The following is a 17,789-nucleotide window of genomic DNA, read 5'->3' as shown; positions in this document are numbered from 1 at the left end:
CCGTACGCTGGAAGCCCTATGGATTCCGTACGCCCCCACACCCCCGTCGCCGCCCTGCTGCGCCTGTGTCTGCACGCGCTGCTCGGCGGGCTGCTCGCGCTGGCCGTGGTCCGCTCCCTCGGCGATCACGCGCCGCACGCGGGGGCCGTGCTCGTGGCGGCCATCGCCATGGCCGCGGTGTACGGCGTGGGGGTCGCGCTGCCCTCGGTGCGGCCGCGTACCGCGGCGGGGGCGGTATGGCTCGGGGCGCTGGGCGCGGCGTGGCTCGCGCTGCTCGTGGTCTCCCCCGACGCGCTGTGGGCGGCCTTCCCGCTCTACTTCCTGCTGCTCCACCTGCTGCCGCTGCGCTGGGCGCTGCCCGCGGTCCTCGCCACGGCGGGCGCGGCCATCACGAGCTTTCTGCTGCACGGGCAGCAGGTCACGCCGGGTGCGTTCATAGGTCCGCTGCTCGGCGCCGCGGTCTCCGTCGCCACCGTGCTCGGCTACGACGCGCTGTACCGGGAGAGCGAGCGGCGCCGCGAGCTGATCGACGAGCTGGTGGCGACCCGGGCCGAGCTCGCGGAGGCCGAGCGCACGGCCGGCACCCTGGCCGAGCGCGAGCGCCTGGCCCGCGAGATCCACGACACCCTCGCCCAGGGCCTGTCGTCGATCCAGCTGCTCCTGCGGGCCGCCGAGCGCGCGCTGCCGGCCGGTGACCCGGCCCGCGAACACGTCGAGCAGGCCCGCCGCGCCGCCCAGGACAACCTGGCCGAGGCCCGCCGCTTCGTGAAGGCGCTGACCCCGCCGGACCTGGAGCAGGGCTCCCTCTCCGGCGCCCTGGAGCGGCTGTGCGCGGCGGCGCCGGGCCCCGGCCCCGCCGTGCAGTTCGGCGTGAGCGGCACCCCGGTCGCGCTGCCGACGCCCTACGAGGTGGCGCTGCTGCGCATCGCCCAGTCGGCGCTCGCCAACACCGTGCAGCACGCGGCGGCCGGCCGGGCCGAGATCACCCTCAGCTTCATGGACACCTCGGTCGCCCTGGACGTCGTCGACGACGGGCGGGGCTTCGATCCGGCCGAGCCGCGGCCCCAGGAGACCAGCGGCTTCGGCCTGCCCGCGATGCGCTCGCGCGCCCACTCGCTCGGCGGCACGCTGAGCGTGGAGTCGGCGCCCGGCCAGGGCACAGCCGTCGCGATCACGCTGCCGCTGCCCGTGGCGGGTGCCCGATGAGCGCGGCGCCGATCCGGCTGCTGCTCGCCGACGACCACCCGATCGTGCGGGCGGGGCTGCGCGCGGTCCTCGGCACCGAGCCGGACTTCGCGGTGACCGGGGAGGCCGCCACCGCCGAGCGCGCGGTGGAGCTGGCCTCCTCCGGGGCATTCGACGTGGTCCTCATGGACCTCCAGTTCGGCGCGGGGATGCACGGCGCCGAGGCGACCGCCGCGATCACCGCCCGGCCGGGCGCCCCCCGCGTCCTGGTCCTCACCACGTACGACACGGACGCGGACATCCTCGCGGCGGTGGAGGCGGGCGCGGCGGGCTACCTGCTCAAGGACGCCCCGCCCGAGGAACTGGCGGCCGCGGTCCGCACCGCGGCCTTGGGCCAGTCGGCGCTCGCCCCGGCCGTGGCACACCGGCTCATGGACCGGATGCGGACACCCGCGGAGGCGCTGACCCGGCGCGAGCTGGAGGTGCTCCAACTCGTCGGCGACGGACTCTCCAACCAGCAGATCAGCAAGCAGTTGTTCCTGAGCCAGGCGACTGTCAAGTCCCATCTGGTGCACATCTACGCCAAGTTGGGGGTGGACTCGCGCACATCGGCGGTCGCCGCCGCCAGCGCGCGCCGTCTGATCCGCCAACCGGGCTGAGTGCTCCCACCACTTCCGACCGCGTCCCGCAAGCGCGGGTCGGCGGCACCCCGGGTCCGTCATGCTGCTGGCATGTCCCAGGCATGAACCGGACACTGTGGAGGCCCTCATGCCCCAGACCTGCCGCCAGTACTGGTGGAACCTGCAAGGGCGGTGCAGGCTCAACTTCAACTGGGCCGCGATCAACCACGATTCGACCGTCGTGGTGACCGCGTCCGAATACAGCGTGGACGGCAACGACCCGCGCCACAGCCCGCGTTTCATCGGCGCCGCGACCGTCACGGTCGAGAACATCAGTCCGCACTCACCGCCCTACGACCCCAACCACGGCGTCACCTTCGTCGTCAACGTCGACTGGGGTGCGCCCCTGCACATCGTCACCGACATCACGGTCCTGGACGGGCCGCCGGTCGACATCGAGTACCAGAGCGGCTGAGGGGGCCCGATGCCACGCACCGTGCGCCAGTACTGGCACGGCCTCAGCGGCCGTACCGTACTGAATTTCAACTGGAACGAGATCGACCACGACTCGACGGTCTGGGTCACCGTGTCCGAGTACTCGGTGAACGCGGCCGACGTGAAGCACAGCCCGCGCTTCGTGGGCGATGCCAACGTCCGGGTCGGCAACATCAGTCCGCACTCACCTCCCTACGACCCCAACCACGGCGTCACCTTCGTCGTCAGCGTCGACTGGGGCGCGCCCCTGAACATCGTCACCGACATCACGGTCCTGGACGCCAAGCCGGACTACCGCCTCTGGGACTACCAGCGGCTCGCCTTCAACATGCAGGCCCAGACCCAGAGCAACTGGTGCTGGGCGGCGGTGGCGACCAGCATCGCGCTCTACTACAACGCGGCCAGCACCTGGACGCAGTGCACGGTCGCCAACTCCCAGACCGGGCAGACCAATTGCTGCACACCGGCCGGCGCGGCCGGCACCGCCTGCAACAGCCAGCAGCCGCTGGACAACCCGCTGCGCATCGTCGGCCACCTGGACCGGATGGTGGGCAACCGGGTCGACTTCGCGGAGGTGGAGAACGAGGTCAAGGCGGGGCGGCCGCTCTGCATCCGGATCGCCTGGGCGGCCGGCGGCGGGCACTTCTGCACCGCCATCGGGGTGGACGCCCCGGCCGACCAGGCGATCGTGGCCGTGGACGACCCGATCTACGGCAAGTCCGACCAGGTGTACAACACCCTCGCCACCAGCTACCAGGGCAGCGGGACCTGGACCCACAGCTACTACACGAGGGCGTGAGGACCGACCATGGCACTCCAGTCACCACAGCCCCCCGAGCAGTCGCGCGAAGCGGCCGAGGCGGGCCTCCAACTCCTCGCGGGCCTCGGCCGGGTGCGCACCGCGACCCTGCTCCCGGCCGCCCCCGAGGACCTCCGCCTGGCGGACCCGGTCCCGATGTACACGCTCGCCCCCACCGGTTCGCTGGCCGACGCCCAGCCGGTCTCCTGGCGCTATCTGGTCCGGCACGGCGGTGAACCGGTGGCGCTCGCCGAGACGGTACGGGACGCGGCGGGCGAGCACGTCTTCAGCCAGCTGAACTACGGGCCGTTCGTGGCCGGTACGGCGGCGGCGCTCGATTCCGCACGCGCCGTCGCGGGCGAGCGGGCCGGGGATGCGGAGGTGCGGCTGCTGCACGTGCCGGCCGTGCATCTGATCGCGGTGTGGCTGCACGGCGACTTGGCCGACACCCTCGTTCCGGCGGCGCCGGCACCCTCGGGCATCGAGCCGGGGCGCCCCTACCCGGCGCCCCAACTCCTCTCCCTGGTGGCCGAGTTCACCCCACCTCTCCTGTCCCCCGACGACGACCGGGGAGGTGGCTGAGCCCCCACGCCAGGCTGGGCCGCCCCTGTGGTGCGGCCCAAGGCCTAGAGGCCCAAGGCCTAGAGGGGCGCGGGGAACTGCGTGAGCAACCACGCACGGCCCGCGACCCGCAGATCCGCAGATCCGCAGATCCGCAGCCGAACCACCTCTCCCCCGGCGAGTTCAGGGAAGGGGCGGGGTGGGGTCGAACCGGGGCCCGGGGCGGAGCCCCGGCATGCGGCGAGCCAGCCAGGCCCCGAACCCCCGTACCCAGGAGAGCGAAACGCCCCGCGGCCGCTCCTCGCACCGCCGCTGCATCTCCCGCTCGAACCGGTCCGTGACCGTCACATCGCGTCCCATGACAACTCCCCTTCCGTGGCCACTTCACCGGGCCAATGTGCCGACAGAACAGAGTCTGTAGGCTGATTGGCCTGGACGGCATGGCCAATTCGCGGAGGTTGGTATGGCAGAGATGCGGGTGGTCCGATCCCTGGACACCACGAGCAGCGCCATGAGCGGGACCGGCGTCGCGACCGGCAACACGCGCACCCTCGGCAGCCGCCAGCTCGCCGGGCAGGTCACCGCCATCACGGGCCCGCACCCCGGCTATCGGGCCCTCGCCCAGGGGGTGCGCGCCCTGCTGCTCGACGGCCGCATCCCGCTGCACACCCGGCTGCCCGCCGAGCGTGAACTCGCCACCGCCCTGGAGGTGAGCCGGGCCACCGTCACGGCCGCGTACGACCTGCTGCGCGAGGGCGGCTACGCGCTGAGCCGGCGCGGTGCGGGCACCTGGACCGGCCTTCCCGAGGGCGCGGCCCCGGCCAGCGTGGCCGGCTACCAGGCGCCCGACGGGGTCATCGACCTGGCGATGGCCGCGCCCAGCGCCCCGGCGGAACTGGCGGCCGCGTTCGAGCTGGCCGGCCCCGAACTGGCCTGCCACGCCACCACCAACGGCTACCATCCGCTCGGCCTGCCGGAGCTGCGGGCCGCCGTCGCCGAGCGGTACACCCGCCGCGGTCTGCCGACCCTGCCCGAGCAGATCCTGATCACCACCGGCGCGCAGTCCGCGGTGTCGCTGGTGGTGAACCTCCTGGGGCGCCCCGGCGACCGGGCCGTCGTCGAGAGCCCGTCCTATCCGAACGCCCTGGACGCCGTGCGGCACGCGGGGCTGCGGATCACCCCGGTGCCGGTGACCGAGGACGGCTGGGACGTCGAGCTCCTGGAGTGCACCCTGCGCCAGACCGCGCCCCGGCTCGCCTACCTCATCCCCGACTTCCAGAACCCGACCGGCGCGTTGATGAGCACCGAGCAGCGCACCCGGCTGCTCCGTGCGGCCCGGACCACCGGGACCTGGCTGCTCATCGACGAGACCATGGCCGAGATGGCACTGGAGGGGCCCGCACCGGCGCCCTTCGTGTCACTGGCCCACCCGGGCGAGGCCGAGCAGATCGTCACGGTCGGCTCCCTCAGCAAGACCCACTGGGGCGGTCTGCGGATCGGCTGGGTGCGGGCGGGCTCCCGGCTCGTCAACGAGCTGGCCGCCCTGCGCATCCACGTGGATCTGGCACCCTCGCTCGTCGACCAGGTGCTGGCCAAGACGCTGCTTCCCGGCATGGACGACGTCCTGCGCACCCGGCTGCCGCTGCTGCGCGAGCGGCGGGACGCGCTCGCCGACTCACTGAGCCGCCATCTGCCGGAGTGGCGCTGGCAGACACCGGTGGGCGGGCTCAGCCTCTGGGTCGACCTCGGCCGCCCGATCGCGGGAGCGCTGGCCCAGGCCGCGCTCGCCCACGGCGTGAACCTCCAGCCGGGCTCCCGCTTCGCCGCGGACGCGGGCACCCACGAACACCGTCTGAGGCTGCCGTTCGTGCACGAGCCGGAGCGCACACAGGAGGCGGTCCGCCGACTGGCCGCCACCCTGGACGCGGGCCTGCCCGCCGTCACGGGCGGCCAGAACCGCCCGCACTGGGTGGCGTGAACCGGCTTGCGGCCGGCGGTAGTTCACCCATCGCCGGTCAGGTGCGGCCCGGCGGCTCGCCGAACAGCTCGACCGCCTTCCGTACGTCCGTGACCGCGGCGGCCAAGGCGCTGACCGAGCCGATCGAGCCCGCGATCAGCAGCAGCGAGCGGCGCAGCCGCGGCACCTCGGGCACGCCGCTGACGGCCATCGCGGCCAGCGCCGCCAGCTCGTCCTCGGCGACGGCCCGGTCGGGAAACTCCGCCGGATGACCGGCCAGCTCCCGGCGCAGCCGGGACACGGCCGCCCGCAGCTCGCCCACTCTGGGGTCCTCACCACTGCCGGTCACGGCTCTCTGCTCCACGCCTCGCAACAAAAGTCCTCCCCCACGCACGTCCTTGTGCAGGTGTTCACAACCCGTGCAGCGAAGGTCAACTGCCGGGATTCGCGGGCCAGTTAACGCCATACGGTGTGTCGTGCGCCACTCCGGGGACGGAATTCGCAGGAAGCCCGGGGTATATCTGGGGCCATGACACAAGCGATGACAAATGCGGCACAGGTCACCGGGCTGCTCCTCGCGGCGGGTGGCGGCCGCCGGCTCGGCGGCCGCCCCAAGGCCCTGCTCCCGCACCGGGGCCGCCCCCTCGTGGAGAACGCGGTGCGGGTCCTGCGCGAGGGCGGCTGCGGCACGGTGTACGTGGTGCTGGGCGCCGCCGCCGAGGAGGTGCGGGCCCGCGCGGACCTGGCGGGCTGCGTACTGATCGACAACCCGGACTGGTCCGAGGGCATGGGCTCCTCGCTGCGGGCAGGGCTTGAGGCGCTGGTCGAGGCGGCGGCCGAGGGCGGCCAGGACGGCGGGGGCCGCGCCGCGCTGGTCTCGCTCGTCGACCAGCCCGGAATCGGCGCCGCGGCGGTGGCCCGGGTGCTGGCCGCCCACCGTTCGGGCGACTCCCTGGCGGCGGCGTCGTACGACGGAAAGCGCGGCCACCCGGTGCTCTTCGGCGCGGAGCGCTGGGCGGACATCGCGGCGAGCGCGACCGGCGACCGGGGCGCCCGGGCCTATCTGAAGGCCCACGGGGCGGAGATCGATCTCGTCGAGTGCGGGGACGTGGCGGAGCCGTACGACATCGACACGGAGGCGGATCTGAGCCGTCTCCAGTAGACCTGGAGTAGACGGGACGACATCGGGCAGCCACCGAAAACACGGAGTGAACGGGGTGGCACCCAGCGCCATGGTCCCTCGAACCGGAGAATCTCGACATCAACAAACCATTGAACTTCCACCATGAGGAAACTAGTATCCACTGTTCAGAAGCGCCCGTCAGATCAACCGGCGCCCGCAGTCGTACCTCGGAGCCCTGGCACTGAGTGCCATGCTTGGCGACCCGGCGGCCGTCAGGGCACCGCCCGCGAAGGAGTGACAGCTCATGTCCGCACCAGCGCCGTCTCCGCTGGCCATCGTCGATGCCGAGCCCCTGCCCCGGCAGGACGAGGTCCTCACCGACGCGGCCCTCGCCTTCGTGGCGGAGCTGCACCGGAACTTCACGGCGCGCCGTGACGAGCTCCTCACCCGCCGCCAGGACCGCCGCGCCGAGATCGCCCGCACCTCCACGCTGGACTTCCGCCCCGAGACCGCCGAGATCCGCGCGGGCGACTGGAAGGTCGCGCCGGCCCCGGCCGCGCTGAACGACCGCCGCGTGGAGATCACCGGTCCGACCGACCGCAAGATGACCATCAACGCCCTGAACTCGGGCGCGAAGGTCTGGCTCGCCGACTTCGAGGACGCCTCCGCTCCCACCTGGGAAAACGTCGTCCTCGGCCAGCTCAACCTGATCGACGCCTATGAGCGTCGCATCGACTTCACCGACCCCAGGTCGGGCAAGTCGTACGCCCTCAAGGACGCGGACCGGCTCGCGACCGTGGTGATGCGGCCGCGCGGCTGGCACCTGGAGGAGCGCCACCTCCAGTTCGACGGCCGCCCGGTCCCGGGTGCGCTGGTCGACTTCGGCCTGTACTTCTTCCACAACGCGCAGCGTCTGATCGACCTCGGCAAGGGCCCGTACTTCTACCTGCCGAAGACGGAGTCGTACCTTGAGGCGCGTCTGTGGAACGACATCTTCGTCTTCGCGCAGGACTACGTCGGCATCCCGCAGGGGACCGTCCGCGCCACCGTCCTGATCGAGACGATCACGGCCGCGTACGAGATGGAAGAGATCCTCTTCGAGCTCAAGGACCACGCGGCCGGCCTGAACGCGGGCCGCTGGGACTACCTCTTCTCCATCGTGAAGAACTTCCGTGACGGCGGCGCCAAGTTCGTCCTGCCGGACCGCAACGCGGTGACGATGACGGCCCCGTTCATGCGCGCCTACACCGAACTCCTGGTGCGCACCTGCCACAAGCGCGGCGCCCACGCGATCGGCGGCATGGCCGCGTTCATCCCCTCGCGCCGTGACGCCGAGGTCAACAAGGTCGCCTTCGAGAAGGTCAAGGCGGACAAGGACCGCGAGGCGGGCGACGGCTTCGACGGCTCGTGGGTGGCCCACCCCGACCTGGTCCCGATCGCGATGGCGTCCTTCGACGCGGTGCTCGGTGACAAGCCGAACCAGAAGGACCGGCTGCGCGAGGACGTCTCGGTGGCGCCCGGCGACCTGATCGCCATCGACTCGCTCGACGCCAAGCCCACCTACGGCGGCCTGGTCTCCGCCGTGCAGGTCGGCACCCGCTACATCGAGGCGTGGCTGCGCGGCCTCGGCGCGGTCGCCATCTTCAACCTCATGGAGGACGCGGCCACCGCCGAGATCTCGCGCTCACAGATCTGGCAGTGGATCAACGCCGGTGTCGTCTTCGAGAACGGCGAGAAGGCCACGGCCGAGCTCGCCCGCAAGGTCGCGGCCGAGGAACTCGCCGCGATCCGCGCGGAGATCGGCGAGGAGGCCTTCGCGGCCGGCAAGTGGCAGCAGGCCCACGACCTCCTCCTGAAGGTCTCCCTGGACGCCGACTACGCCGACTTCCTGACCCTCCCGGCGTACGACCAACTGGTGGGCTGACCCCACGCGTTACGCACTCGGCTCCGCCCCCGGTACCGCACAGCACCGGGGGCGGAGCCGTTTCACGTGAGGGCCGCGCCCGCGGCCACGAAGGCGCAGATCAGGACGAACAGGATCGCGAGCAGCGGGGCCACGAAGCGCAGGTACTTGTTGTAGCCGACCTTCGCCAGGGCCACACCGCCGATGGTGACGGCGGTGGTCGGCACCCACAGGTTCATCCATCCGCTGGCCGCCTGCCAGGCGGTGACCATCACCGCGCGCGAGACGCCCGCGAAGTCCGCCAGCGGGGCCAGGATCGGCATCGCGAGCGTGGCGTGCCCCGAGGTCGAGGGGATCAGGAAGGCCAGCGGCAGGTTCACCACGAAGACGAGCACGGCGAACAGAGCGGACGGGGCCCCGCGCACCACGCCCTCGATGGAGTGCAGCACGGTGTCGGTGATCTGCGAGTTGTTCATGATGACGGTCACGCCCCGGGCGAGCACGATGACGAGCGCCGGGGAGATGAAGTCCGCCGCGCCCTGGATGATCGTCGAGCTCAGCTCGGCCTCGCCGAGCCGGGCCGCGACACCCACCAGGACCGCCGCCACCAGGAAGAGCGCCGCCAACTGCGGGAAGGACCAGCCCAGTTCCCAGCCGTACGGGGTGGCGTCCGCCTTGCCCGTCAGGGCGCTGGACCACGGCACCACCGAGAAGATCATGAAGGCGAAGACGAGGGTGAGCAGGGTCAGCACCAGTTTGTGGGTGCCGGTCAGCTCCGGCGGACCGTCCGTGGCGGCAGGCGGCCCCGGTGCCGGATCCGCCTCGCGGGGTCCGCCCGTCCCGTCCGCAGGCGCCGGCTGCGCGTGGTCCCGGTCCCCCGGCAGGAAGCCCGTCAGGGACTTCGACGGGTCCCGTTGTACGCGCCGGCCGTAGCGGACCACGTACAGGATCGACACCGCCGTCAGGACCAGCCACATCACGAAGCGCAGCACGATGCCGTCGCCCAGGGAGATGTCGGCGGCGGACGAGGCCACGCCCGTCGCGAAGGGGTTGACCGTCGAGCACAGCACGCCGATGCCCGCGCCCACGATGATCGTGCCGGTTGCGACGAGCCGGTCGTAGCCGAGTGCCAGCATCAGCGGCACGATCAGTCCGTAGAAGCCGAGGGTCTCCTCCGCGAAGCCCTCGACCGTGCCGAGCACCGAGAACACCGTCATCACACCGGCGATCAGCAGCGCTCCGCGCTCGCGCAGCCGGTGGGCCAGCAGCCCGATGCCCCGGTCGAGCGCGCCGGTGGCGAAGACCACGGTGATGAACGCGCCGATGGCGAGCACGAAGAGGAACACCCCGGCGCTGCCGTACAGTTCACCGGCCAGCGAGGGGCCGACCCGGCCGGTCTTGGCGTCCTGGATGCCGTACAGACCGTTCACCGGGGAGAGGAAGAGGTCGTTGAGCCGGTCCACGAAGCTCTGGCCGCTGTCGACCCGGTGGTACGTGCCCTCGACGGGCGCCCCGTCGGCGTTGCGGTCGTACGCGCCGGACGGGATGACGAAGGCCAGGATCCACACGGCCACCGTGACGATCGCGAGGATCGTCAGGGCGCTGGGGAAGCGCAGTCCCGCCCTCTTGTGCGGTGCCGGTTCCTCGAACGGCGGCTCCGGGGGCGGGACTTGGGGCGGCGCCGTCACGACCCGCTCCCGAACGCCGCCGCGTACTCCCGTAGGAAGGCCGCCTCCGCGATGACCGCGCCGCGCAGTTCGGAGAACAGGACGCGTTCGTTCGGGGCGTGCAGCGCGCACAGGCTGTCCTGTGCGCCGAAGAGCAGCACCTCCGCGCCCGGCACCGCCTTCGCGAGACCGTTGACCAGCGGGATCGAGCCGCCGCTCGCCGCGAACGCGGGCTCCGCGCCCCAGCCCTCGCGCAGCGCGGTGAGCGCCGCGCGACAGGCCGGGCCGTCGGTCGCGGGCTCGAACCCGGGGCCAGTGTCGCCCGCGGTGACCGTGAGCCCGATTCCGAACGGCCGCTGTGCCTCCAGATGGGCGATCAGCCTGCCCTGCGCCTCCCTCGGATCCTGCTCGGGGTGGAAGCGGAGGTTCAGTTTGGCGCGGGCGTACGGCACCACCGCCGAGGCAGCGTGGTCGACGCCCGGGGCGTCGATGCCGATCACGGTGATCGCGGGACCGCTCCACAGCCGTTCGCCGAGGCTGCCGGTGCCGATCAGCGGGACCCCGTCACGCACCGCCGCGAGCTCGCGGAACTCGTCCTCGGTGTACGAGGTGCCGGACCAGGCCTCGCGGCGCAGTCCGGGCACGGCCACATCGCCGTCGGGGTCGTGCAGGGTGGCGAGCGCGTGCAGCAGGGCCAGGAGCGCGTCGGGGGCCGCGCCGCCGAACTCCCCGCTGTGCCGCGCCTCGGCCAGCGTGCGCACCTCGACGAGCACTTCGCTCGCGCCCCGCAGGCCGGTGGTGAGGGTGGGTGAGCCGGGTCGGATGTTACCCATGTCGGCGATGACCATCGCATCGCAGGCGAACCGTTCGGGGTCGGTGGGCGGGTAGTCGTCGAAGGCGCTGCCGTACTCCTCCTGGCCCTCGATCACGATCTTGATACCGGTCGGCGGACGGCCGCCGTAGGCCCGGAGCATGCCGAGGTGGACGATGATGTTGGACTTGTCGTCGGCGATGCCGCGGGCCCGCAGGCCGCCCTCGACCGGCGTCGGCTCGAACGGCGGCGAGTGCCACAGCGACTCGTCGCCGGGCGGCTGGACGTCGTAGTGGGCGTAGAGCAGCACCGTGGGGGCGTCCGGGTGCGGCGGGGGAATCTCGGCGTAGATGATCGGCGCGGTGTCGGGCAGGTCGAGCCGCTCCACGTGCTCGACTCCGGCGTCCTTCAGCAGCTCCACCACCAGGTCGTGCGCCTGGCGTACCGGTTCGGAAGGGAAGCCGGGGAAAGCGATCGAGGGGATGCGGGCCAGCCGTTCCAGGTCTGCCCGCAGCCCGTCCATCAGAGCGTCGACCGTCGCTCGCAGGTCCTGGTCCGCGTCCATGGGACTCAATGCACCACGCGGACAGCGCCCGCGCATCCGGTGCTCGGCCGGGTGCCGCATCCGGTGGCACCCCTGCGCGGACCACCGCTTGCCGCGAGGATCCCGCGGAGGCGTCCGCCGGGCCGGGGCCCACCCGACTGCCCCTCACCGCCGACCCGCCTCCGGCTCAGGGAACGATCACGGTCGGCTGGGCCGAGAAGTCACCCCACTTGCCGTCCGGCAGCCTGGCCCGGATCTTCACGCTGTAGCGGGTGCCGGGCGGGTCCGTCACGGTGAAGGCGTACGAGCTGAGGCCTTCGGGCGACGGGGTGCCGGGCACGATCGTGGTCGTCGGGGCGCCGTTGAGGAAGAGCTGGTAGGCGCCGATGTCCCCGCCGGTGCGCGGGGGCACCCAGTGCAGGGTGACGTCCGTACCGTTTCCGGACGCGGCCCGCGCGGCGGACGCCCGCAGTCCGGTGGGCGCGGTGCTCGGGGGCGCGCCGGGCGCGGAGGCGGTGGTGACGTCGACCGCGCCGCTGTCCGGTGAGGAGTTGTCCGCCGCGTCCCGGGCGCGCACGGTGAAGGTGTAGACGGTACCGGGCCGCAGACCGGTGACGTGCGCCGTGGTCAGGCTGCCGCCGACGCTGTGGATCCGGGCGCCCTCCTGATAGACGTCGTACGCCGTCACCCCCACGTCGTCCGTGGCCCGGCCCCAGCTCAGGACGGCAGCGCCGGTACCGTCCGCGCGGCCGGTCAGCCGGACCGGAGCGGTCGGCGGCCGTTTGTCGTCCGGGGTCGCGGCGGGGGTGGTGAGGGATGCGGGGGCGCTGGGGGCCGAGCGGTTTCCAGCGGCGTCCAGGGCCCGCACGGTGAAGCGGTACGCGGTCGAGGCGGTGAGGCCGTCGACGTCGATCATGTCGCGACCGGCGGGGACCGCCTTGGCCGTCGTGCCGTCCCGCAGGATCTCGTACCCGGTGACGGCCCTGTTGTCGGTGGACGGCCGCCACATGACGTGCACCGAGGTGGCGCTGCTCGCCTGCGCGGTGACCTCGCCGGGCACGGAGGGGCTCGTACGGTCCCTGTCGTCCCCGGCGCCGCACCCGACGAGCAGCAGCGACAGGACGACGAGAAGCCCGCAGCTCCCCGCGGCCCGGCGGCCGGCCCGCCCCATGGTTCGGCCGCGGGCTCGGCGGCTTGCTCCTCGGCGCACGGCGGGGCCCTCCGTCCCACGGAAAAGGTCCAGACCTGTATGACACGGTGACGCGTGCACGGCAAGAGTGCGAGCCGAGATCGTGGCCCGCGCCGATCCCGCCCGGCGTCGCCGCGCAAGGGCCGCCCGATCAACACCGCACCCGCGACACAGCTCGCCCACCGGCCCCGGCCCACCGATGAGTTCCCGGCGCCCGCACGGTCTCCCCTGCATGAGCAGCCAATCCGATACCCACGCACCCCTGCCCGACCTCGGCCCGGCCGCCGACGAGCTGTGCCGTCTGCTCGGGGGTGTGCGCGACGAGCACCTCGCCGGGCCGACGCCCTGCCCCCAGTACGCACTGCGGGAACTCCTCTCGCATGTGCTCGGGCTGAGCGTCGCCTTCCAGGACGCGGCGCACAAGAAGTCCGGCCCCACGACCGACACGCCTCCCGGCACCGTGGCGCCGCCCGAGCTGCCCGAGGACTGGCGAGCCGCCCTGCCCGAGAGCCTGGCCGCGATGGCCGCGGCCTGGCGGGAGCCGGCGACCTGGGAGGGCGTGACCCAGGTGGGTGGTCTCACGCTCCCGGCCACCGTCACGGGCCGCGTCGGCCTCGACGAACTGGTCGTCCACGGCTGGGACTTGGCGAGGTCCACGGGACAGGACTTCCGTGCGGCCCCGGGCGACCTGGAGATCGCCTACGCCTTCCTCGCCCCGTCGAAGGACGACCCGGCCGCCCGGGGCTCGGCCTTCGGCCCGCCCGTCGACGTCCCCGACGAGGCCCCGATGCTGGACCGCCTCATCGGCATGAGCGGCCGCGACCCGGGCTGGACCGCGGGGACCGCCCGCTGAGCGAACCGGCCCCCCGGCCGGCCGGCCCAGCCGGTGCGGCGTCAGCCCCCGTGACCGGCTGGCGCCTGTCCGGCGGACGGCCTGCCAGGGCCGCGCGTCCCAGACGGGATCCGTCGGGCACGCCCTAGCCCAACCAGTGCGCGGGGCGCGCCAGCGACGGCGGGATCCTGGTCGTCGCGTCGCCCTTCGCCGCGTTCAGCTGGGCCTGGGTCAGGAAGAACGCCTCGGTCAGATCGGCGCCCGAAAGACGTGCGTCGCGGAAGTCCGCGCCGATCAGATCGGCCAGGCGCAGATCCGCGCCGCGCAGATCGGCGGCGATGAGGAAGGCGCCCCGCAGGTTCGCGCCGCGCAGATCGGCGCCCTTGAGCCGGGCACCCATGAGGTCGGCACCCCGGCGGTCCTTCTTCCTGCCCGGGTACTCGGCCCGCACCAACTCGCTTGCGCGCAGCAGCAGTTGGTTCACCTTGTCCCGGTGGCTCGGCACGTCGAGCCCGGCCAGGGCATCGGGGGCGAGCGCCGTGAACGCCTCGGTCTCGGCCAGGACCGCGCGCAGCTCCGCGTGGACGGGCCGCGCCTTCGCCAGGGCGAGCGCCTCGGTGACGTACCAGAGCAGCTCGTGGAGCTGCCGCATCACCGGGAAGACCTCGAACATCGCCGCGGCCGTCTCCGGCGCCGCCCGCCAGTCGCGGCCCTGGAAGGTCTCCTGCGACACCTTCTGACCGGCCCCGAAGCAGTCGTACACCGTGCAGCCCTGGAAGCCCCGGCCCCGCAGCTCGCGGTGGATTCCGCAGCGGAAGTCCTGCTGGAGGTTGGGGCAGGGCTTGCCGGCCGGCTTGTCGATCGCGAAGTCGGCGGACGCCGAGTAGGCGAGCGAGACACAGCACAGGCCGAAGCAACTGCCGCAGTCGGAGACGAGGGTGAGGCGGGTCGCGCCCGGGGACGGGACGGCTGCCCCATGGTTCTCGGACAACGTGCGGTGCTCCTTCTGGCTGGCGTGCCGACCTGCGGTGACGGCGACCCGTCAGTCTAGTCGTGCGTCCGCCGCCGCGCGGGCCGGCCGGACCGGAGCGCCTCCCGCCCCCTCAACCCCCTCAACTTCCTTGTGCCGCAGGGGTGTACGGCCGCTTCCCGTTAATGGTAGGAAAGTTTCCTAACAGAACACCGGAGCGACGAACTTCCTCATGGAGGTCCAGGTGCACACCCCCCACCACAAGGTCACCGCACGTCGTACCAAGATCGCCGTACGCGCCCTGCTCGGCACCGCGCTCCTCGCGGTCCCGGTCACGGCGTACGCCGCGGAGAACCCGGCCGCCCCCACGGCGGACAATGCGTCGGTGATCAATGCCGCCGCGACCGGGCTCGACGACCCGGCGAAGAAGGACATAGCCATGCAGCTCGTCTCCAGCGCGGAGAACTCCTCGCTGGACTGGAAGGCGCAGTACAAGTACATCGAGGACATCAAGGACGGCCGGGGCTACACCGCCGGCATCATCGGCTTCTGCTCGGGCACCGGTGACATGCTCGACCTGGTCAAGCTGTACACGGCCCGCAACCCCGGTAACGTCCTCGCGAAGTACCTGCCGGCCCTGGAGAAGGTCAACGGGACCGACTCGCACAAGGGACTCGACCCGAACTTCACCAAGGACTGGAAGACCGCGGCCTCGGAGACGGCGTTCAAGCAGGCCCAGAACGACGAGCGGGACCGGGTGTACTTCGACCCGGCGGTCGGCCGGGGCAAGTCGGACGGGGTCGGCACACTCGGCCAGTTCATCTACTACGACGCCATCGTGATGCACGGCGACGGCAGTGACCCGACCAGCTTCAGCTCCATCCGCAAGCGGGCCCTCGCCAAGGCCAAGACCCCGGCCCAGGGCGGCAACGAGACGACGTACCTCAACGCCTTCCTCGACGCCCGGGTCTGGGCGATGAAGCAGGAGGAGGCGCACAGCGACACCAGCCGCGTCGACACCGAGCAGCGCGTGTTCCTGAAGAAGGGCAACCTCGATCTGAACACCCCGCTCGACTGGAAGGTGTACGGCGACCCGTACCACATCGGTTAACTCCCCCCACAGGAAAGGCGGTTACGGCGGCGGGCTGCTGCCGTAACCGCCTCTTGTGTGCCCGCCCGGCCCATCGGGTGGCTGGAATTGACCGAGTTCGCCCAACTCGCTTTACGGAACCTTTGCAGCCCGTACTCTCTTCTTCACCAGATCATTACAAGAACCACGATCGTCCGAGAGAGCCGCCGCATGCGCATATCAAGACCAGCCGTTCGCACCCTGCTCATCTCCGGCCTGCTCGGTGCGGTCGCCCTCACCACGGCCGGCTGCCAGGACGACTCGGCCAAACCCGCGAAGCCCGCGGCGAGCAGCCCGGCCGCGACGCCCACGCAGTCGCCCACGTCCTCCCCGTCGCCGTCGGACTCGCCGAGCCCCAGCGCCAGTCCGACCCCGACGCCGACGCCGACCCACAGCACACCACCCGCAGCCGCCGCGAAGCCTCCGGTGCCCAAGGCCCCGCCGAAGCCCAAGATGACGGCCCCGGTCCCGCCGCCGCCGATGGACGGCGGGGGGAACGAGGGCGGCAGCGACGTGTACTACAAGAACTGCACCGCCGCGCGGGCCGCCGGGGTCACACCACTGCACCGCGGAGACCCCGGCTACGCCCCGCACCTGGACCGGGACGGCGACGGCATCGCCTGCGAGCGCTGAGCCTCAGGCCGCGCGCTCCTGGGTGAGCCGCCAGGTCATCCAGTCGGCGCCGTCCGCGAACTGGGCGCTGGGGAAGGCGGCCGCGCCGCTGCGCACCCGGTGCAGCCGCCCCTCCGCTTCGAGGAGCGCCAGATCGCGGTAGACCGTCATCCGGCTCACCCGCAGCTCCCGGATCAGCTCGGCGATCGAGACATGCCCCTTGTACTCGACCCAGCGCGCGATCCGGGCCCGGCGCAGATCGGCGGTCAGCACGACGGGCACCTGCGGCCGCGGCCGCCGAGCGCCATCCGGTTCCAGGTGTGGCGCCGGCCGCGGATCGCGACGGAGTAGGAGTAGAGCAGCTCCGGGTCGCACATGCCGGGGATGAAGGAGTCCCCGAAGTGATGGGCGTCGACCCCTATCTCCTTTGCGGTGAGGGCGAGTTGCGGCACGACGTTGGCGTGCGAGCCCTCCTGGCTGGTGCCGATGGCGCCCAGCACCACCGCGCCCGCGTCCTGCACGGCCGCGACCGCCTCGGCGGCCAGCTCCTTGGTGACGCCGGGCATGGTCCCGGGCAGCGGCAGCACGACCCCGTCGGCCCCCGCCTCGACGAGCGAGGTGAGCCGGGCCGCGGTGACGCGCTCGGGGTGCCCGGCGTGGTGCATCTTGCCGCTCCACAGGGCCACGTCGTCCCCAAGTCCCTTGCGCAGCTGCTCCGTTACGCGCGCCAGGCCGTCGTAGGAACCGCCGGTGCCGGGGTTGGCGGTCAGGCACAGCATGGCCGCGCCCATGTCGACGAGCCGCTTGGCGTACTCGGGCTTGGCCCGCCGGATCTCCGGTACGTCACCGGGTTCGAGGTTGACGGCGACCGGGCGCCCGATGTGCGCCGCGAGGTCGGCGATCGAGGTGAAGGTGCCGAGGCCCGGCAGCGTCAACCGGCTTCCGTCCCAAGCCCGTTCGATGAGGTTGAGGACGACGAGGTCGGCGCCGAAGGCCGCGACCAGCTCCATGTTGTGGACGCCCCGGCCGTCGTCGCCCGGGATCAGCGCGGCCCGCTCGGCGAAGACCTCGGCGACCATGGTGCGGCCCTCCGCGGCCGCTACGGCGGCGGTGAGCGCGCGTCCGCGCAGCGCGGCGAGGCCCTCGCGGTCGAGGTCGAGGATGCGGGTGACCGGCTCGGCCGAGGTGTTCCACATGGTTGCTTTCCTCCATGGACTGGGTGTTGCCACGGCTGGGAGCGCAACATCCGAACGGGCCGCGGCCCCATGAGGGAGCCACGGCCCTTCCGTTCTACCATCGCGACCAGCGGAAACCGGGGCCGAGCGGCCCGGGGACGACCTAAGGCCCGGCAGGTGGTGCCACAGGTCCCGAGGGATCCCGTGGCCTGCCGGG

Annotated in this window: 18 protein-coding genes; 11 read left to right on the top strand and 7 right to left on the bottom strand. The window is 72.4% G+C overall.

What is annotated here, in order from left to right; genetic code table 11:
• The first annotated feature begins 18 nt into the window (after positions 1 to 18).
• From CG740_RS38570 to yczR, 6 genes are all read left to right on the top strand, one after another.
• Positions 19 to 1,206 carry a sensor histidine kinase gene (locus tag CG740_RS38570; protein ID WP_100579993.1) on the top strand — a complete coding sequence of 396 codons (1,188 nt, stop codon included), beginning with the start codon at positions 19 to 21 and terminating at the stop codon, positions 1,204 to 1,206.
• Positions 1,203 to 1,844 (top strand): response regulator, encoded by a 642-nt coding sequence (locus CG740_RS38565; protein WP_100579992.1) that lies wholly within the window; start codon positions 1,203 to 1,205, stop codon positions 1,842 to 1,844. The genes CG740_RS38570 and CG740_RS38565 overlap by 4 nt, the downstream gene beginning before the upstream one ends.
• Positions 1,845 to 1,953: 109 nt before the next feature.
• A complete protein-coding gene (locus CG740_RS38560) occupies positions 1,954 to 2,280 on the top strand; it encodes a hypothetical protein (RefSeq protein ID WP_100580005.1) in 327 nt (108 codons plus the stop codon).
• A gap of 9 nt (positions 2,281 to 2,289) precedes the next feature.
• Complete coding sequence (locus CG740_RS38555) at positions 2,290 to 3,099, top strand: papain-like cysteine protease family protein (RefSeq protein ID WP_100579991.1); 810 nt, start codon at positions 2,290 to 2,292, stop codon at positions 3,097 to 3,099.
• A gap of 9 nt (positions 3,100 to 3,108) precedes the next feature.
• Positions 3,109 to 3,681 (top strand): hypothetical protein, encoded by a 573-nt coding sequence (locus CG740_RS38550; protein ID WP_100579990.1) that lies wholly within the window; start codon positions 3,109 to 3,111, stop codon positions 3,679 to 3,681.
• A 442-nt stretch (positions 3,682 to 4,123) separates the two neighbouring features.
• A complete protein-coding gene (gene yczR / locus CG740_RS38545) occupies positions 4,124 to 5,638 on the top strand; it encodes a MocR-like transcription factor YczR (protein ID WP_100579989.1) in 1,515 nt (504 codons plus the stop codon).
• A gap of 37 nt (positions 5,639 to 5,675) precedes the next feature.
• Here yczR and CG740_RS38540 read toward each other — a convergent pair whose 3' ends face one another.
• The gene (locus CG740_RS38540; RefSeq protein ID WP_199846711.1) at positions 5,676 to 5,993 is read right to left on the bottom strand and encodes a DUF5955 family protein; all 318 of its coding nucleotides are present in this window, start codon (positions 5,991 to 5,993) and stop codon (positions 5,676 to 5,678) included.
• Between the two features lie 165 nt (positions 5,994 to 6,158).
• On the opposite strand from CG740_RS38540, the gene CG740_RS38535 reads away from it, so the two are divergent.
• Positions 6,159 to 6,779, top strand: a complete 621-nt coding sequence (locus CG740_RS38535) for a nucleotidyltransferase family protein (RefSeq protein WP_100579987.1) — start codon at positions 6,159 to 6,161, stop codon at positions 6,777 to 6,779.
• Between the two features lie 265 nt (positions 6,780 to 7,044).
• A complete protein-coding gene (gene aceB / locus CG740_RS38530; protein WP_100579986.1) occupies positions 7,045 to 8,664 on the top strand; it encodes a malate synthase A in 1,620 nt (539 codons plus the stop codon).
• Between the two features lie 62 nt (positions 8,665 to 8,726).
• On the opposite strand, the gene CG740_RS38525 is transcribed toward aceB, so the two are convergent.
• From CG740_RS38525 to CG740_RS38515, 3 genes are all read right to left on the bottom strand, one after another.
• Complete coding sequence (locus tag CG740_RS38525) at positions 8,727 to 10,331, bottom strand: YfcC family protein (protein ID WP_100579985.1); 1,605 nt, start codon at positions 10,329 to 10,331, stop codon at positions 8,727 to 8,729.
• Positions 10,328 to 11,686 (bottom strand): M20/M25/M40 family metallo-hydrolase, encoded by a 1,359-nt coding sequence (locus CG740_RS38520; protein WP_100579984.1) that lies wholly within the window; start codon positions 11,684 to 11,686, stop codon positions 10,328 to 10,330. The genes CG740_RS38525 and CG740_RS38520 overlap by 4 nt, the downstream gene beginning before the upstream one ends.
• A gap of 166 nt (positions 11,687 to 11,852) precedes the next feature.
• Complete coding sequence (locus CG740_RS38515; protein WP_100579983.1) at positions 11,853 to 12,836, bottom strand: fibronectin type III domain-containing protein; 984 nt, start codon at positions 12,834 to 12,836, stop codon at positions 11,853 to 11,855.
• Between the two features lie 250 nt (positions 12,837 to 13,086).
• Between CG740_RS38515 and CG740_RS38510 the strand changes: the two genes are divergently transcribed.
• Complete coding sequence (locus CG740_RS38510; RefSeq protein WP_100579982.1) at positions 13,087 to 13,707, top strand: TIGR03086 family metal-binding protein; 621 nt, start codon at positions 13,087 to 13,089, stop codon at positions 13,705 to 13,707.
• A 124-nt stretch (positions 13,708 to 13,831) separates the two neighbouring features.
• Here the strand turns inward: CG740_RS38510 and CG740_RS38505 are convergent, their stop codons facing one another.
• Positions 13,832 to 14,677 carry a pentapeptide repeat-containing protein gene (locus CG740_RS38505; protein ID WP_100579981.1) on the bottom strand — a complete coding sequence of 282 codons (846 nt, stop codon included), beginning with the start codon at positions 14,675 to 14,677 and terminating at the stop codon, positions 13,832 to 13,834.
• A gap of 223 nt (positions 14,678 to 14,900) precedes the next feature.
• Here CG740_RS38505 and CG740_RS38500 point away from each other — a divergent pair, with 223 nt between their 5' ends.
• Together CG740_RS38500 and CG740_RS38495 are read left to right on the top strand one after the other, a co-directional pair.
• The gene (locus CG740_RS38500) at positions 14,901 to 15,767 is read left to right on the top strand and encodes a chitosanase (RefSeq protein WP_234376750.1); all 867 of its coding nucleotides are present in this window, start codon (positions 14,901 to 14,903) and stop codon (positions 15,765 to 15,767) included.
• Positions 15,768 to 15,956: 189 nt separating this feature from the next.
• On the top strand, positions 15,957 to 16,418 hold the full coding sequence (locus tag CG740_RS38495) for an excalibur calcium-binding domain-containing protein (RefSeq protein WP_100579979.1): 462 nt from the start codon (positions 15,957 to 15,959) through the stop codon (positions 16,416 to 16,418).
• 3 nt (positions 16,419 to 16,421) lie between these two features.
• Here CG740_RS38495 and CG740_RS38490 read toward each other — a convergent pair whose 3' ends face one another.
• Entirely contained in the window at positions 16,422 to 16,670 is a 249-nt protein-coding gene (locus CG740_RS38490; protein WP_234376749.1) for a DeoR family transcriptional regulator, read from the bottom strand.
• A complete protein-coding gene (locus CG740_RS38485) occupies positions 16,664 to 17,593 on the bottom strand; it encodes a DUF7916 family protein (RefSeq protein WP_100579977.1) in 930 nt (309 codons plus the stop codon). Before CG740_RS38485 ends, CG740_RS38490 begins: the two co-directional genes overlap by 7 nt.
• Between the last annotated feature and the right edge of the window lie 196 nt (positions 17,594 to 17,789).

The sequence above is a fragment of the Streptomyces sp. CB01201 genome (assembly GCF_002803085.1).
In the GTDB taxonomy this organism is placed as follows: Bacteria; Actinomycetota; Actinomycetes; order Streptomycetales; family Streptomycetaceae; genus Streptomyces; species Streptomyces hundungensis.
This window is presented reverse-complemented; position numbering and strand designations above follow the sequence as displayed.

Bases quoted from the DNA above. Each gene is read 5' to 3' on its own strand.
- CG740_RS38485 (WP_100579977.1), bottom strand. From the start codon at position 17,593: ATGTGGAACACCTCGGCCGAGCCGGTCACCCGCATCCTCGACCTCGAC.
- CG740_RS38520 (WP_100579984.1), bottom strand. From the start codon at position 11,686: ATGGACGCGGACCAGGACCTGCGAGCGACGGTCGACGCTCTGATGGAC.
- CG740_RS38570 (WP_100579993.1), top strand. From the start codon at position 19: ATGGATTCCGTACGCCCCCACACCCCCGTCGCCGCCCTGCTGCGCCTG.
- CG740_RS38535 (WP_100579987.1), top strand. From the start codon at position 6,159: ATGACAAATGCGGCACAGGTCACCGGGCTGCTCCTCGCGGCGGGTGGC.
- yczR (WP_100579989.1), top strand. From the start codon at position 4,124: ATGGCAGAGATGCGGGTGGTCCGATCCCTGGACACCACGAGCAGCGCC.
- CG740_RS38555 (WP_100579991.1), top strand. From the start codon at position 2,290: ATGCCACGCACCGTGCGCCAGTACTGGCACGGCCTCAGCGGCCGTACC.
- aceB (WP_100579986.1), top strand. From the start codon at position 7,045: ATGTCCGCACCAGCGCCGTCTCCGCTGGCCATCGTCGATGCCGAGCCC.
- CG740_RS38560 (WP_100580005.1), top strand. From the start codon at position 1,954: ATGCCCCAGACCTGCCGCCAGTACTGGTGGAACCTGCAAGGGCGGTGC.
- CG740_RS38510 (WP_100579982.1), top strand. From the start codon at position 13,087: ATGAGCAGCCAATCCGATACCCACGCACCCCTGCCCGACCTCGGCCCG.
- CG740_RS38550 (WP_100579990.1), top strand. From the start codon at position 3,109: ATGGCACTCCAGTCACCACAGCCCCCCGAGCAGTCGCGCGAAGCGGCC.
- CG740_RS38565 (WP_100579992.1), top strand. From the start codon at position 1,203: ATGAGCGCGGCGCCGATCCGGCTGCTGCTCGCCGACGACCACCCGATC.
- CG740_RS38495 (WP_100579979.1), top strand. From the start codon at position 15,957: ATGCGCATATCAAGACCAGCCGTTCGCACCCTGCTCATCTCCGGCCTG.
- CG740_RS38515 (WP_100579983.1), bottom strand. From the start codon at position 12,836: ATGGGGCGGGCCGGCCGCCGGGCCGCGGGGAGCTGCGGGCTTCTCGTC.